The sequence below is a fragment of the Oribacterium sp. oral taxon 078 str. F0263 genome (genome assembly GCF_000469565.1).
In the GTDB taxonomy this organism is placed as follows: Bacteria; Bacillota; Clostridia; order Lachnospirales; family Lachnospiraceae; genus Oribacterium.
The window spans coordinates 29,504-42,923 of record NZ_KI273103.1; the positions used below are offsets into that span (position 1 = coordinate 29,504).

Below are 13,420 nucleotides of genomic sequence, written 5' to 3' on the forward strand. Positions count from 1 at the left end.
TGGACAAGCACCGATATCCGTTCTATCATAAGTCCTAAGGCCCTTCTGGAGAGGGATGCGGCGCTATGTCCGGTGCAGGAGGTTTGGATGGAGACGATAGAAGGCTACAGCATTTTGCAGTGGAGCATCTTCTTTATGAGCTACTGCATTCTGGGCTGGGTTTTCGAGTCATTCTACTGTTCTCTGAAGTCCGGGCGTCTCAGAAACCGCGGCTTTTGTCACGGCCCATGGCTGCCGCTCTACGGGAGCGGCGCGACGCTCTTGATTCTTCTGGTCTGGCCCTATCGGGACCGGCACATTTTGGTCTTTTTGACCGGTTTTTTCGGCGGCACGGCGCTGGAGCTTTTCACGGGGCTTCTCATGGAGCACCTGTTTAACATGAGGTGGTGGGATTATTCCCATAATCCCTTTAATTTTCACGGCTATATCTGTCTCTACGCGGCCATCAGCTGGGGAGTCCTTGCGCTTTTCATCACGGAATTCATTCATCCCCATATGGAGAGGATTTCCAGAAACTGGTCCTACTCTACCTTTCTCGTGGTGAATACGATGCTTTATACGCTCTTTATCGAGGACGCCGTGGCATCGGTCTTCGGGGCATTGGACCTTCGGGACCGGCTCAGCAGGCTGGCGGAAAGCTCGGAGGAGATCCAGAGCCTGAAGCTTTCCATTCAGGAGGTCTACAGCCGTCTTGAGACGGCAAAGGCGGGGCTTAACGCCAATGCGGAGTATTTCCGGGAGATTCAGAAAAGCGAGGGGAAGATGGCGGCGGCGAAGGCCGTGGCGGGAAATACCATGGGCGCGGCGGTCTCCACGGTGCGCGCCGGACTCTCCGCGATCGGTGCGAAGACCGGGCGCGGGACTTCTCCGGAGGAGTCGCAGCATTCCTTAAAGCTGCAGCTGGAACAGATGAAGGCCAGGCTTTCTTTGCTCCAGGATGGGGGGAGCGATAAGAGCGGCAGGATGAGCTGGTGGTCGAAGACCATGCTTCGGAACAATCCGGAAGCGGTGTCCGGCAAGTCCTCTTTTGCCGATCTGAAGGAGGTCGCGATGAGAGGAAAGCGTAGGAAGGGAAAGGAGGCGGGAGGAGAGAATCTTTCCGGACAGGAATATGCTGATATCAGATTGTATGGAAAGACGGATGGAGGGAAACTCGGCGATTCGGAAGATGTTTGAGCGCGGGCAGGAGCTGGCCGCCTCCTTCGGGAGGGAGAACGTCTATGATTTCAGCCTGGGAAATCCCATGGCTCCGGTTCCCTATGAGGTGAAAAATGCCGTCATCAGCATCCTGGAGAACCAGGAGCCTCAGGATGTGCACGGCTATATGAAAAATGCGGGCTACGATGAGGTGAGGGAGAAGGTGGCGGAGAACCTGAACCGGCGCTTTCTGATGTCCTATGACAAGGAGGACATCATTATGACAAACGGCGCGGCGGGAGGCCTCAACGTCGTTCTCCGGACTCTTTTAAATCCCGGAGATGAGGTCATCGCCTTTGCCCCGTTTTTCACGGAGTACCGCGCCTATGCGGAGAACTACGGGGGGAAGCTCTCCGTCGTGCCGCCGGACACGGAGAGCTTCCAGCTGAATCTTTCCGCTCTTCCGAAGCTTCTTGGCCGGAGGACGAGGGCCGTCATCATCAATAATCCGAATAATCCCTCCGGAGCGCTCTATCCCAGGGAGCAGCTGGAGAGGCTCGGCGCGCTTTTGCAGGAGGCGGAGGAGCGCTATGAGCGCCCGATCTATCTGATCTGCGATGAGCCGTACCGGGAGCTCGTCTATGACGGCGGAGTGGTTCCCTATGTCCCGGGTTTTCTGCGAAACAGCATCTACCTCTATTCCTTTTCGAAGACCCTGTCGATCCCCGGGGAGAGGATCGGCTACCTCGCTCTCCGAAAGGAGGTAGACGGCTATGAGGAGCTCATGCCGGCCCTTGTGATTGCAAACCGCTGTCTCGGCTTCGTGAATGCCCCCTCCCTCTTTCAGAGGGCGATCGCGGAGTGCCTCGATGTCCGGACCACGCTCGATTTCTATGACAAAAACCGCCGTCTTCTCTACGCGGAGCTTTTGTCCCTGGGATTTGACTGCGCAAAGCCCGAAGGGGCCTTCTATCTCCTGGTGAGGGCTCCGGGCGGGGATGCCCAGGCCTTTGCGAGGGCGGCGGAGGAGCAGCGCATCATCGTGGTGCCGACCGACGGCTTCGGGCTCCCCGGCTATGTCAGGATTGCCTACTGCGTTCCCGGAAAGGTGATCGAGAGATCTTTGCCGGCATTTTCCGCGCTCGCAGCGGCACTCGGGCTCTCCGGGGCGAGATAAACGGCGAAGCGGGAAGAGAGACCGAGGCCTCCTCGGCGGAGAGAGTCCGCCGGGGAAACTGAACGGCGGAGTCAATCAAAGAGCCCCGATGGAGTGGTTTTCTCCGCCGGGGCTCGATTTATCGAATATAGGAAGGGCCTCGCTGGAAGGGGGGAAAAAAGCAAGACCCGTTATGCCGTTTTGAAGGGGGCTCTGGAGCCCGGTTTCAGGAGAGGGCTCCAGAGTATGAGTATGAAAAGCTTTTTCAGTTACATCTCTGTAACTGTCTTATACTATAAAGTTTCTTTGTGTCTAAAGTATGTCTATGCTCTAAAAGGATTCTAAAAATTATAAAGAAAACTTGACGGAAATACGAACGAGAATTCCGCCTTCTTCCGGGATAAGGGGGCTTTCAAAAATCAGGGCTTTCCGTTATACTTATAGGAAAAATCAGGATTTTGGAACTGAGCGGAGGAAGCCATGTTTTCACTTATTTCAAATGATATAGGGATAGATCTGGGGACATCCAGCATTCTCGTTTATATAAAGGGACGCGGTGTGGTTCTGAAGGAGCCGTCTGTTGTGGCAGTAAACAGGGACAATGATAAGATTCTGGCCTATGGGGAGGATGCGAGGCTGATGCTCGGCAGAACGCCGGAGAATATCGTGGCGGTGCGGCCCCTCCGAAAGGGTGTGATCTCCGACTATACGAGGACGGAGCAGATGCTGAAGCATTTCATCAATAAAGCGGTGGGGAAGCGGACGCTCCGAAAGCCCCGTCTCTCCGTCTGCATCCCGAGCGGCGCGACGGAGGTGGAGAAGAAGGCAGTGGAAGACGCGGCCTATCATGCCGGGGCGAGAGATGTGACGATCATCGAGGAGCCGGTGGCGGCGGCGATCGGGGCCGGCATAGACATCTCAAAGCCCCAGGGGAATATGATTATCGATATCGGAGGGGGGACCTCGGACATCGCGGTGATCGCTCTGGACGGGCCTGTGGTATCGGAGTCCATCAAGATCGCGGGGGATGACTTCGACGAATCCGTCCTCCGCTATATGCGAAAGAAGCACAACCTCCTGATCGGGGAGCGGACCGCGGAGGATATCAAGATCAATATCGGCTGCGCGAGCAAGAGGCCGGAGAATGTGACGATGGAGGTCCGCGGAAGAAATCTGGTGACAGCGCTTCCAAAGACGGTCGTGGTGAGCTCGGATGAGATCATGGAGGCGCTGGCCGATCCGATCGCGATGATCATCAATGCCGTCCACAATGTCCTGGAGAGGACTCCGCCGGAGCTTGCGGCGGATATCTACGAGCGGGGGATTGTCATGACGGGAGGCGGTTCTCTCCTCTACGGCCTGGATAAGCTCATGCAGGAGAAGACCGGCATCAATACCATGCTCGCGGAGGATCCGCTGACGGCCGTCGCGATCGGCACAGGCCGCTTCATCGATATCTCCGCGCGGGACGAAGAAGATCTGTAGCCATGGAGGAGTTTCGGGGCTATATCGATCACATCATCTTTCGGAGCGAGGAGAGCGGCTACACCGTGTTTTCTGCGGTGCAGGACGGAAAGGAGCTCACACTCGTCGGAACGGTCTCATCCCTTGCGGCCGGAGAGACGATCCGGGCGAAGGGGCATGAGACGAAGCACCCGATCTACGGCCTTCAGTTTGTCATAGAGAGCTATGAAGCGGAGGCGCCCGGAGATAAGGAAGCGCTGGAGCGGTACCTTGGCTCCGGGGCGGTGAAGGGGATCGGGCCTGCCACGGCATCTCGGATCGTGAAGCAATTCGGCATGGAGACCATGCGGATCATCTCGGAGGAGCCGGAACGGCTTTCGGAGATCCGGGGGATCTCGCGGAAGAAGGCGATGGATATCGCCGCCTCTCTGAATGCCCGGAGGGATATGCAGGATGCGGTGATTTTCCTCCAGGGCTACGGGATCTCCGTGAATCTCGCGGGAAAGATCTATGCGCAGTATAAAAACAAGCTCTATGATCTGATCCGGGAGAATCCCTACCGGCTCTCGGAGGATATCGAGGGGATCGGCTTTCAAAAGTGCGATGAGATCGCGCGCCGTGCGGGGATAGCGGAGGAGTCTGAGTTCCGGCTGGAGTCCGGCATCCTCTATGCGCTCTCGCAGTCGGAGATACAGGGGCATTGCTATCTGCCGCTTAAGCTTCTCCAGACTACGGCGGAGGAGCTTCTGTCCCTCTCGATTCCGGATTTTCCGGCCTGCCTCTCGGATCTTCAGATGCGGGGAAAGATCAAGGTAAAGGGGGAGAGGGTCTACCGATCCTCTCTTTATTATGCGGAGAGAGAGACTGCGGCCCTGCTTCTCTCTCTGAATCGAAATCTCGGCGGGAGCGAAGAGGAGGAGACGGAGAGGAGGATCGCTGAAATCACGGGGGAGGAGGGGATCGAGCTGGACCCTCTGCAGAGGCAGGCGGTCTCCATCGCGGCGGAGTCCGGCCTTTTGGTGATCACCGGGGGTCCCGGCACGGGAAAGACGACGACGATCCGGACGCTCCTCCGTCTTTTTTCAATGGAGAGAAAGACGATCGCCCTCGCGGCGCCGACCGGGAGGGCGGCGAAGCGGATGAGCGAGTCCACGGGCTGGGAGGCGAAGACGATTCACCGCCTGCTCGAGTATCAGGGGAGACCGGAGGACGAGGAGGGCGGAAAGAGAGGAGGGAGAGGGCATTTTGAGAGGGATGAGTCCAATCCCCTCGACTGCGAGCTGCTCATCATCGATGAGATGAGCATGGTGGATCTTCGCCTGATGCATGCACTCCTCCGGGCCGTGCCGCAGGGCTGCCGGCTGATTCTCGTTGGAGATGCGGATCAGCTTCCCTCGGTCGGGGCGGGAAATGTACTCCGGGATATCATCTCCTCCGAGCTCGTCCGGACGATCTCTCTAAAGCATATCTTCCGGCAGGCCATGGAGTCCGACATCGTCGTGAATGCCCACCGGATCAACGAGGGCAGGGAGGTGGATCTCGGGAAACCCTCAAGGGACTTTCTCTTTATTCGGAGCGGGAGTCCGGAGCAGATCACGCAGTCTGTGACGAGGCTCCTTTTGGAGAAGCTTCCCGTCTATCTGAAGACGGACCCGCTCTCCATCCAGGTCATGACGCCCCAGAGGAAGGGGGCGCTCGGCGTAGAGCGTCTGAATCCGCTTCTTCAGGCGGAGCTGAATCCCCCGGGGAGAGAGAAGGCGGAGAAGGAGTTGAACGGCACTCTCTTTCGGCTCGGCGATAAGGTGATGCAGGTCCGGAACAATTATAATCTCGTCTGGGAGCTCCGCGGCCGCTTCGGCATCCCCATTGAGACGGGAGAGGGAGTATTCAACGGAGACATCGGAATCATCCGGGAGATCAATGCTCTCCGCGAGACGATGACGGTGGACTTCGACGGGCGGAGCGTGGAATACCGCTTTAAGGACTGCGAGGACCTGGATCTCGCCTATGCGATCACGATCCATAAGTCCCAGGGATCGGAATATCCGGCGGTCGTCATCCCGATGTATCAGGGGCCGCAGCTTCTCATGAACCGGAACCTTCTCTATACAGCAGTGACCCGGGCAAAGCGCTGCGTCTGCCTCGTGGGGGACCCCGGGGCGTTTCGGGCCATGCTGGAGAACGGGACGGAGGCGAAGCGCTATTCCTCTTTGGCGGAGCAGCTCCGGGAGCTCGCATCCGGCGCGGAGCATCCCTTTTTGGCGGAATCCTCCTCGTAAATTCGTAAATGGAGATCCATCGAGAGAGGCATTTCCATCCGGACCGCGAGATCTATTTTCAGCGGGCTCTCTTTCGTAAATTCACATCAACTTACATCAACTTATATCAGACGCCCGGCAGGGGACACCTTCGCGCTGACCGCTTCCTCCGGCGCGGGAGAGCTTTTTTGCGGCGGTGAATGGATGAATGGCCGAGGAAGGGTAGTTTTACTTAAGGATATTTTTGCTTTTGGGAGGTCGATATGAAATTTCCCGGGGGAGACCCGCCCATCTCTTCTTGGAGCGGAGCGCTTTTGGGGGAGCTTCGAGAGACAGTTCTCTCCTCCCTTTTCCCGCCCCGCTGTCCGATCTGTGACCGGGTTCTCTCCCCCGGGGAGAGGATCTGTCCCTCCTGCGTCCCCTGTATCCGGCCGATGCGAAGGCCCCTATGCCTGAAATGCGGGAGAGGAATCGCCTCGGAGGAGGCGGAGCTTTGTGAGAACTGCAGGAAGAGGCGCTTCAGCTTTGACTTTGGCTTCATCCTGCTCGAATACAGCGATGAGATTTCCGAGTCCATCGCGAGGATCAAATACCATGGAAGGCGGGAGTATCTCTCCTTTTATGGAGAGCTTTCCGCGGGGCTTATCGGAGAGAGGCTTCTCTCGCTCTCATTGGACGCCCTGGTTCCGGTTCCGCTCCACAGGGAAAGACTTCGGAGGAGAGGCTACAATCAGGCGGAGCTTCTCGCGGAACGGATCGGAGAGCTTCTGAAGCTTCCGGTCTATCCCGCTGCCCTTCGCCGGGTGCGGAATACGAAGGCCCTGAAGAATCTGAACCCGGAGGAGAGGGCGAGAGATATGCAAAGAGCGATCCGCCCGGGAAGGATTCCGGAAAGCCTCCGCTCGGTCTGCCTCGTCGATGACATCTTCACCACAGGCGCGACGGTCGAGGCCTGCTCGTCCGCGCTCCGGGAGGCCGGTGTGGCGAAAATCTACAGTCTCTGCCTCGCGGGGAGGGCAGAGCGCTGAGCAGGGCTTTCCGCAGAGAGGAAGGGACTTCTTTCCTTAAGAAAGCATAAAGCTTTGTAATGGAGAGGACAGGAGACTGTAAAAGACAGTCTCCCTTTTATGTGCTATAATCTGGGACATTGGCCGTATGGATGAGTACCGACACATGGCCAGGGGATGGACCGACAGCGGGGAGCAAAGAGGGCGAAGGCCCGAAATGCGGATCGCTTCGGCTCCTGCGGAGGGCATGGCCCGAAGCAGGCGGCTTTTATCCCGGGCGGATTCTCCAAAGTGAGGGACCCGGTCCGTTTCATGGACGGGAGCTCCGGGATGGAAAGGTATGGCATCAAAGGAGGAAAGGAAGAGATGAAAATCAGGAGACTTGCGCTTTCGCTCATGGCGTTTACGCTTATCGGAAGCTTTGCCGCGTTTGCCGGAAGCTGGAAGAAGGGAGTCAGCCGCCCGAATGACTGGTGGTTTGACAATGAGGACGGGACCTATCCGCACGATGGCTGGGCCTGGCTCGACGGAAACAAGGACAATATCGCGGAGTGCTACTATTTCGATAAGGACGGCTGGATGCTCGCGAATACGAAGACGCCGGACGGCTATCTCGTAAATGAGGGCGGCGCCTGGGTCGTGGACGGAAAGGTCCAGACGAAGGAGGTTCCGAAGCAGAAGACCGATGTGAAGGTCGGAGGCTATGATGTGGTGCAGAGAGGAAATTCCAGCGGCTCCAGAGGGGGCGGCGGGGGATCTTCCTCCGGCGGCGGCTCCTCTTCCGGCGGCGGATCGGGATCCGGCAGCGGCTCCAGACAGGCTACACCGTCGAATCTCTCCTGAGGGCAGGGGAACGCTTTGACTTTCACCCCGGCGAAAACAAGACAGGAGCGATAGGATAACGGCTCTTTTATCTGTCGCTCCGGGAATAAAGCTCCCGCGCTGTAAAGAAGGCAGTGCTGCGGCTTTATGCCTTTGGCCTATTAGATGCCGGAATGTCCTGTAGCGTACATTCCGGCGTCCGGCGGGGATGGATACAGCAAGAAATACTTGACCTGTGGGGTCGGCCATGGTACACTTCTCTCAGTTCCAGGGGCAGGGCCCCATTTTTTATGCACTAATTTCGTAGTCATGCGGAGTTAAAAATCATTGGAGGTGAACAGCCGTGCGCACAAAGATTATTTTAGCATGCACAGAGTGTAAGCAGAGGAATTACTTCCTCACGAAGGAGAAGAAGCTCCACCCGGATCGCATGGAAGTGAACAAGTACTGCCGCTTTTGCAAGAAGCATACGCTTCATAAGGAGACAAAGTAATGCAGGAAGAGAAGACATCCTTTCTTAAGTCGTTTACGAATGGCCTGAAGACGGAGTACCAGAAGATCGTATTCCCCGACAGACAGGATGTTGCAAAGCAGTCGGCGGCGACGATCGCGGTCAGCATCGTAATCGGTGCCATCATCGCGGGGCTGGACATCATCATGAAGTGGGGGCTCGGACATATTCTTAAGTAAAGGTGGGGGACAATGTCAGAAACGAATTCCGAAGCGCGCTGGTATGTGGCCCATACCTATTCCGGGTATGAGAACAAAGTCAAGATGGATCTGGAAAAGACCATCGAGAACCGCGGACTTCAGGATCTGATCCTGGAGGTCAGCGTACCGATGCAGCCCGTCATCGAGATGAAGAACGGCGTCGAGAAGAAGACCGACAAGAAGATGTTTCCGGGCTATGTCCTCGTCAACATGGTTATGAACGATGAGACCTGGTATGTCGTCCGAAATACCCGGGGCGTCACAGGCTTTGTCGGGCCCGGGTCCAAGCCGGTGCCCCTGTCAGAGGAGGAGATCCGGATACTGGGCTACCGGGAATCGGAGATCCTCGTGGATTTCGCGCTGGGAGATACCGTCAATGTGACCTCCGGCGCCTGGAAGGACACCATCGGCGTCATCACGGAGATCAACGAGCAGAAGAGAACCGTCACGATCAATGTCGAGATGTTCGGCCGGGACACTCCGGTGGAGCTGTCCTATGGAGAGATCCAAAAACTGAGATAAATATAAATGGGAATCCCCGGGACAGCGCTCCCGGATCACAAGATAGCCACCGCCCGGAGAAGTCCGACCAAAGCCGACGGCTTCTGGGATGGAGATCCCGGGCTCGTGGGAGGGTTTACCCGCAATCACCACAAGGAGGTGCCTGAAATGGCAAAGAAAGTAGAAGGTTATATCAAGCTTCAGATTCCGGCTGGAAAAGCGACCCCGGCTCCCCCCGTAGGACCGGCACTTGGACAGCACGGCGTAAATATCGTTGCATTCACAAAGGAGTTCAATGCGAGAACCGCCAATGAAGGCGATGTCATCATCCCTGTCATTATCACGGTCTACGCGGATCGCAGCTTCAGCTTCATCACGAAGACTCCTCCCGCGGCGGTCCTGATCAAAAAGGCCTGCAAGCTGCAGAAGGCCTCCGGCGAGCCCAATAAGAACAAGGTGGCGACGATCTCCAGGGAGGATCTCCAGAAGATCGCCGAGACCAAGATGAAGGATTTGAATGCCGCATCTTTGGAAGCTGCCATGTCTATGATCGCGGGAACCTGCCGGTCCATGGGCGTCGAAGTAGAGAAGTAAGGAGAGGGAGGAGAAAGCGAATGAAAACCGGAAAGAGATATGCTGAGCTTTTGAAGGCTGTCGACAGACAGACAAAATATGCGGAGCTCGACGCGATCCAGCTTGTAAAGAAGAATGCCACCGCGAAGTTCGATGAGACCATCGAGCTGCACATCAGGACCGGCTGTGACAGCCGTCACGCTGACCAGCAGGTCCGCGGCTCCGTCGTGCTTCCCGCCGGGACCGGAAAAAAGGTCCGGATCCTTGTATTCGCAAAGGGCGCCAAGGCCGATGAGGCTCAGGCAGCCGGTGCGGATTTCGTGGGAGCGGAGGAGCTTCTCCCGAAGATCCAGGGCGGCTGGTTCGACTATGATGTCGTGATCGCCACTCCGGATATGATGGGCGTCGTCGGACGGATCGGACGTCTCCTCGGACCGAAGGGCCTCATGCCGAACCCGAAGACCGGAACGGTCACGATGGATGTCACGAAGGCGATTGAGGACACGAAGGCCGGTAAGATCGAGTACAGGCTGGACAAGGCGAACATCATCCACGTGCCGGTGGGGAAGGCCTCCTTCACAGAGGAGCAGCTGAAGTCCAATCTGGACACACTGATGAACGCGATCGCAAAGGCGAGACCCGCGACCCTGAAGGGTGTGTACATGAAGTCCGCGACGCTCACCTCCACCATGGGGCCCGGCGTGCGGCTTGACACAGTGCCCTTTGGTGCCTGATCGAGGCGCGGAGGAGGAAGAATTTCAGAGCATTCCGGCGGCGCTTGACATTTTGAGCCCGGGATGCTAGCATAGCGAAGGTATTGAGCCGAAGACAGCAGGTCATGCATGGCATTGAAAGTCGATTCCGCGCCTGCCGAGGAAAGATACAGACAAGCTTTGTTTGTAGACCCCATGTCTTTTGGCATGGGGTTTTTCGTATCATAAGGAGGGAGAAAGCGAAATGGCAAAGGTTGAACTGAAGCAGCCGATCATCGATGAGATCCGGGCGCTTCTGGACGGCGCGGTATCGGCCACAGTGGTTGACTACCGCGGCCTGACCGTCTCCGAGGATACTCAGCTTCGTAAAACGCTGAGAGAGGCCGGAGTGCAGTACAAGGTCTTTAAGAACACTCTCATCAAGAGAGCCGCGGAGGGCACGGATTTTTCGCAGCTGGACGGATTCCTGGAGGGACCGACGGCGATCGCGGTCTCGAGGGATGACGCGACCGCTGCGGCCCGCATCCTCGCGAAGTTCGCAAAGACGGCTCCGAAGCTGGAGCTGAAGGGAGCTGTCGTGGAGGGGAAGCTCTACGACGAGAAGGAAGTCCAGGCTCTGGCGGAGATCCCGTCCAGGGAGGAGCTGCTCGGGAGACTTCTGGGCTCGATCCAGTCTCCGGTCACAAACTTCGCCCGCGTTCTGAAGCAGATCGCGGAGAAGGGCGAGGGAGAGGCCGCATAGGTATTTTGACGGGGCGTCATGACAAAGGGCTGAAGTACAGGATTCGCCATATGGCGGAGCATCACAGATTGTAAAAATTGTAAAAATGGAGGAAAACAAAAATGGCAAAGATGAGCACTGAGGAGTTTATTGCGGCGATCAAGGAGCTTTCCGTAATGGAGCTCAACGATCTGGTCAAGGCCTGTGAGGAGGAGTTCGGAGTCTCCGCCGCGGCCGGTGTCGTGGTGGCTGCGGCCGGTGCCGCCGGCGCTGCTCCCGAGGAGGAGAAGACGGAGTTCGATGTCGAGCTCACCGAGATCGGCCCGAACAAGATCAAGGTCATCAAGGTCGTCCGTGAAGCGACCGGCCTTGGCCTGAAGGAGGCGAAGGACCTCGTCGAGGCTGCTCCGAAGGTCATGAAGGAGGGTGTCTCCAAGGCAGAGGCCGAGGAGCTCAAGGCAAAGATCGAGGCAGAGGGAGCAAAGGTCACTCTGAAATAAGCCTCCATGCGCTGTATCGGCGCAGATTTTGTCCGCGTCATAATCGCGTCATAATAATGCTCCGTCCATCCTTTTGAGAGATGGGCGGAGCATTTATTTTCTCGAGACCTTTCCGATGTTCTTTTCTGTCTTCCCTTCCGGGCTAAAAGCCCTCTTCCCCGTCTTCCTCTCTCCGCCTTTCTTCGGCTTCCCGCTCTCTTTCCTCAGAGGCGGATTCCGTGGAGCGGTAGGTCTCCGAGGTCCCGATGCTCTCCACGGCCTCTCCGGTGCTTATGCTGTCCAGGATGGAGTTCAGCTCCTCATCCTCATGCTGCTGCAGATACTCCCGCTGCTCCTCCTTCTTGAGCTCGGAGAGATAGCGGTAGACGCTCGCGGAGGAGCAGGAGAGCTTGGCCGCGACCAGAGGGATGGCGCCCTTTAGGATGAAGATCCCCTTTTTGTTCAGGATCCGGATGATCTCCGCCCGCTCTGCCTTCTTCAGACGGCTCGCCGGGAGCTCAGAGCTCCGGATCACGGCATAGAGCGCCGAGCGGATCTCCGAATTGACATTCTCGTAGAGAGAGCCCTCCTCCGAGGAGAGGAAGGGGACATCGGTCTTCCGGAGCGCATGCACGGAGATATTGTCATTCACATAATTGTCCGGGTGGCAAAGCGCGAAAAGCTTCCCCGAGAGCTCCATATAGCGGTGGTCGTCGAAATTGATGCCCAGAAGTCCCTGCAGCGCTCCTCTCTCATTTTTTAAAAAGAAGGTGGAGCAGCGCAGAACCCGTCCGCTGGAAGAGATGCTCCGGTAGTTCAGGCGATAGGACTCGTCCTCATAGCTTCGCTCCTTGATCAGCTTCATGGCAAGCTTTGTGAGAGGAGCGCCGACGGATCGGCCGCTGATGTAGCCATTGGCGATCGCGACAGTACAGGGGTTCTTGCGCGAGAGGTCATCCAGTGTGACCTCATAGTCTGTTCCCAGGGTTCCGGCAAGAAAATCCACCAGTACAGAATATTGATGCAGTAAAACAGAATTCATGCTTACTCTCCTCCCATAATAATACAGACATTTAAATTGTATTACTAATCGACGGTAAAATAAAGAGCATATCGAGATAAATTATAGAATATTTAGATAAATATAGCCTTCCGCAAGGGAAAGATGGCAAATTTTTTAGATTTTCCCGGAATGACTTGACATTTTGCCCATAAAGTATTAGTATCGAAGCATGCCGATGAGGCAAATGAATATGTCGAACAGGTTTAATCGACCCTTACTACTCTATACAGCGGGGAGCCCGACGAGAAATCGCCGGGCTTTCTGCTGTCTTTGGCTCATCCCTTGCAATGCGGGGAAAAGTACATTACTATTAAAACAAAAAGAGGAGTGGGAGGAAAGGCCCGCTCTGTCGGAGTCGGCGCTTATGATGACAGGAGGAGAGCATGGAGTTCAGTTTCAACCATTTTAATTTCAATGTCTTTGATCTGGAGAGAAGCATCGCGTTCTACAAGGAGGCCCTGGATCTGGATGTCCTGACGACGAATGATCAGTCGGACTTTACGATCGTCTACCTCGGGGATAAAAGGACCGAATTTCGGCTGGAGCTCACCTACTTAAAGGACAGGAAGGAGCATTATGATCTGGGGGAGCAGGAGTTCCATCTCGCGCTCCGGACGGATGATATCGGTATGGCGCATGCGCGCCACGAGAAGATGGGCTGCATCTGCTTCGAAAATCACGGCATGGGGATCTACTTCATCGAGGACCCGGACGGCTACTGGATCGAGATCATACCGGACCGCACAAAGCCCATCACCTGGCAGTGATTCCGGAGAGCAGGGGAATGATCCTGTGCTGATTCCGGTGTACAGGGA

General features: G+C 56.5%; 15 protein-coding genes and 1 other annotated feature. Of the genes, 14 read left to right on the forward strand and 1 reads right to left on the reverse strand.

Going from position 1 to position 13,420, the window contains the following annotated elements; translation table 11 throughout:
* Positions 1 to 87 precede the first annotated feature (87 nt).
* From HMPREF1986_RS04550 to rplL, 13 genes are all read left to right on the forward strand, one after another.
* The gene (locus HMPREF1986_RS04550; RefSeq protein ID WP_021773603.1) at positions 88 to 1,176 is read left to right on the forward strand and encodes a putative ABC transporter permease; all 1,089 of its coding nucleotides are present in this window, start codon (positions 88 to 90) and stop codon (positions 1,174 to 1,176) included.
* On the forward strand, positions 1,142 to 2,314 hold the full coding sequence (locus tag HMPREF1986_RS04555; RefSeq protein WP_242837350.1) for a pyridoxal phosphate-dependent aminotransferase: 1,173 nt from the start codon (positions 1,142 to 1,144) through the stop codon (positions 2,312 to 2,314). Before HMPREF1986_RS04550 ends, HMPREF1986_RS04555 begins: the two co-directional genes overlap by 35 nt.
* A 459-nt stretch (positions 2,315 to 2,773) precedes the next feature.
* Positions 2,774 to 3,778 carry a rod shape-determining protein gene (locus HMPREF1986_RS04560; RefSeq protein ID WP_009213762.1) on the forward strand — a complete coding sequence of 335 codons (1,005 nt, stop codon included), beginning with the start codon at positions 2,774 to 2,776 and terminating at the stop codon, positions 3,776 to 3,778.
* A 2-nt stretch (positions 3,779 to 3,780) separates the two neighbouring features.
* On the forward strand, positions 3,781 to 6,036 hold the full coding sequence (gene recD2, locus HMPREF1986_RS04565; protein WP_021773606.1) for an SF1B family DNA helicase RecD2: 2,256 nt from the start codon (positions 3,781 to 3,783) through the stop codon (positions 6,034 to 6,036).
* A gap of 242 nt (positions 6,037 to 6,278) precedes the next feature.
* Complete coding sequence (locus tag HMPREF1986_RS04570) at positions 6,279 to 7,043, forward strand: ComF family protein (protein ID WP_051273877.1); 765 nt, start codon at positions 6,279 to 6,281, stop codon at positions 7,041 to 7,043.
* 345 nt (positions 7,044 to 7,388) lie between these two features.
* The gene (locus HMPREF1986_RS12545) at positions 7,389 to 7,865 is read left to right on the forward strand and encodes a choline-binding protein (protein WP_155978771.1); all 477 of its coding nucleotides are present in this window, start codon (positions 7,389 to 7,391) and stop codon (positions 7,863 to 7,865) included.
* A 322-nt stretch (positions 7,866 to 8,187) separates the two neighbouring features.
* Positions 8,188 to 8,337: a 50S ribosomal protein L33 gene (gene rpmG / locus HMPREF1986_RS04580; RefSeq protein ID WP_009213770.1), complete on the forward strand. Its 150-nt coding sequence runs from the start codon at positions 8,188 to 8,190 to the stop codon at positions 8,335 to 8,337.
* Positions 8,337 to 8,534: a preprotein translocase subunit SecE gene (secE, locus tag HMPREF1986_RS04585; RefSeq protein ID WP_009213771.1), complete on the forward strand. Its 198-nt coding sequence runs from the start codon at positions 8,337 to 8,339 to the stop codon at positions 8,532 to 8,534. Before rpmG ends, secE begins: the two co-directional genes overlap by 1 nt.
* A gap of 12 nt (positions 8,535 to 8,546) precedes the next feature.
* On the forward strand, positions 8,547 to 9,077 hold the full coding sequence (nusG, locus tag HMPREF1986_RS04590; protein ID WP_009213772.1) for a transcription termination/antitermination protein NusG: 531 nt from the start codon (positions 8,547 to 8,549) through the stop codon (positions 9,075 to 9,077).
* A gap of 147 nt (positions 9,078 to 9,224) precedes the next feature.
* Positions 9,225 to 9,650: a 50S ribosomal protein L11 gene (gene rplK, locus HMPREF1986_RS04595; RefSeq protein WP_036599340.1), complete on the forward strand. Its 426-nt coding sequence runs from the start codon at positions 9,225 to 9,227 to the stop codon at positions 9,648 to 9,650.
* 20 nt (positions 9,651 to 9,670) lie between these two features.
* Positions 9,671 to 10,363, forward strand: coding sequence for a 50S ribosomal protein L1 (gene rplA / locus HMPREF1986_RS04600; RefSeq protein WP_009213774.1), 693 nt, complete (start codon positions 9,671 to 9,673; stop codon positions 10,361 to 10,363).
* A gap of 70 nt (positions 10,364 to 10,433) precedes the next feature.
* Positions 10,434 to 10,571: a sequence feature (ribosomal protein L10 leader region), on the forward strand.
* 15 nt (positions 10,572 to 10,586) lie between these two features.
* The gene (rplJ, locus tag HMPREF1986_RS04605) at positions 10,587 to 11,084 is read left to right on the forward strand and encodes a 50S ribosomal protein L10 (RefSeq protein WP_009213776.1); all 498 of its coding nucleotides are present in this window, start codon (positions 10,587 to 10,589) and stop codon (positions 11,082 to 11,084) included.
* A gap of 101 nt (positions 11,085 to 11,185) precedes the next feature.
* Positions 11,186 to 11,563: a 50S ribosomal protein L7/L12 gene (rplL, locus tag HMPREF1986_RS04610; protein ID WP_009213777.1), complete on the forward strand. Its 378-nt coding sequence runs from the start codon at positions 11,186 to 11,188 to the stop codon at positions 11,561 to 11,563.
* Between the two features lie 142 nt (positions 11,564 to 11,705).
* Here the strand turns inward: rplL and HMPREF1986_RS04615 are convergent, their stop codons facing one another.
* Complete coding sequence (locus tag HMPREF1986_RS04615; protein ID WP_021773610.1) at positions 11,706 to 12,584, reverse strand: helix-turn-helix transcriptional regulator; 879 nt, start codon at positions 12,582 to 12,584, stop codon at positions 11,706 to 11,708.
* A 404-nt stretch (positions 12,585 to 12,988) separates the two neighbouring features.
* Here HMPREF1986_RS04615 and HMPREF1986_RS04620 point away from each other — a divergent pair, with 404 nt between their 5' ends.
* Positions 12,989 to 13,372 carry a VOC family protein gene (locus HMPREF1986_RS04620; protein WP_009213781.1) on the forward strand — a complete coding sequence of 128 codons (384 nt, stop codon included), beginning with the start codon at positions 12,989 to 12,991 and terminating at the stop codon, positions 13,370 to 13,372.
* Positions 13,373 to 13,420: the final 48 nt, after the last annotated feature.

Coding starts and splice junctions, on each gene's coding strand:
- HMPREF1986_RS04550 (WP_021773603.1), top strand. CDS start 88: ATGGAGACGATAGAAGGCTACAGCATTTTGCAGTGGAGCATCTTCTTT.
- HMPREF1986_RS04555 (WP_242837350.1), top strand. CDS start 1,142: ATGGAGGGAAACTCGGCGATTCGGAAGATGTTTGAGCGCGGGCAGGAG.
- HMPREF1986_RS04560 (WP_009213762.1), top strand. CDS start 2,774: ATGTTTTCACTTATTTCAAATGATATAGGGATAGATCTGGGGACATCC.
- recD2 (WP_021773606.1), top strand. CDS start 3,781: ATGGAGGAGTTTCGGGGCTATATCGATCACATCATCTTTCGGAGCGAG.
- HMPREF1986_RS04570 (WP_051273877.1), top strand. CDS start 6,279: ATGAAATTTCCCGGGGGAGACCCGCCCATCTCTTCTTGGAGCGGAGCG.
- HMPREF1986_RS12545 (WP_155978771.1), top strand. CDS start 7,389: ATGAAAATCAGGAGACTTGCGCTTTCGCTCATGGCGTTTACGCTTATC.
- secE (WP_009213771.1), top strand. CDS start 8,337: ATGCAGGAAGAGAAGACATCCTTTCTTAAGTCGTTTACGAATGGCCTG.
- nusG (WP_009213772.1), top strand. CDS start 8,547: ATGTCAGAAACGAATTCCGAAGCGCGCTGGTATGTGGCCCATACCTAT.
- rplK (WP_036599340.1), top strand. CDS start 9,225: ATGGCAAAGAAAGTAGAAGGTTATATCAAGCTTCAGATTCCGGCTGGA.
- rplA (WP_009213774.1), top strand. CDS start 9,671: ATGAAAACCGGAAAGAGATATGCTGAGCTTTTGAAGGCTGTCGACAGA.
- rplJ (WP_009213776.1), top strand. CDS start 10,587: ATGGCAAAGGTTGAACTGAAGCAGCCGATCATCGATGAGATCCGGGCG.
- rplL (WP_009213777.1), top strand. CDS start 11,186: ATGGCAAAGATGAGCACTGAGGAGTTTATTGCGGCGATCAAGGAGCTT.
- HMPREF1986_RS04615 (WP_021773610.1), bottom strand. CDS start 12,584: ATGAATTCTGTTTTACTGCATCAATATTCTGTACTGGTGGATTTTCTT.
- HMPREF1986_RS04620 (WP_009213781.1), top strand. CDS start 12,989: ATGGAGTTCAGTTTCAACCATTTTAATTTCAATGTCTTTGATCTGGAG.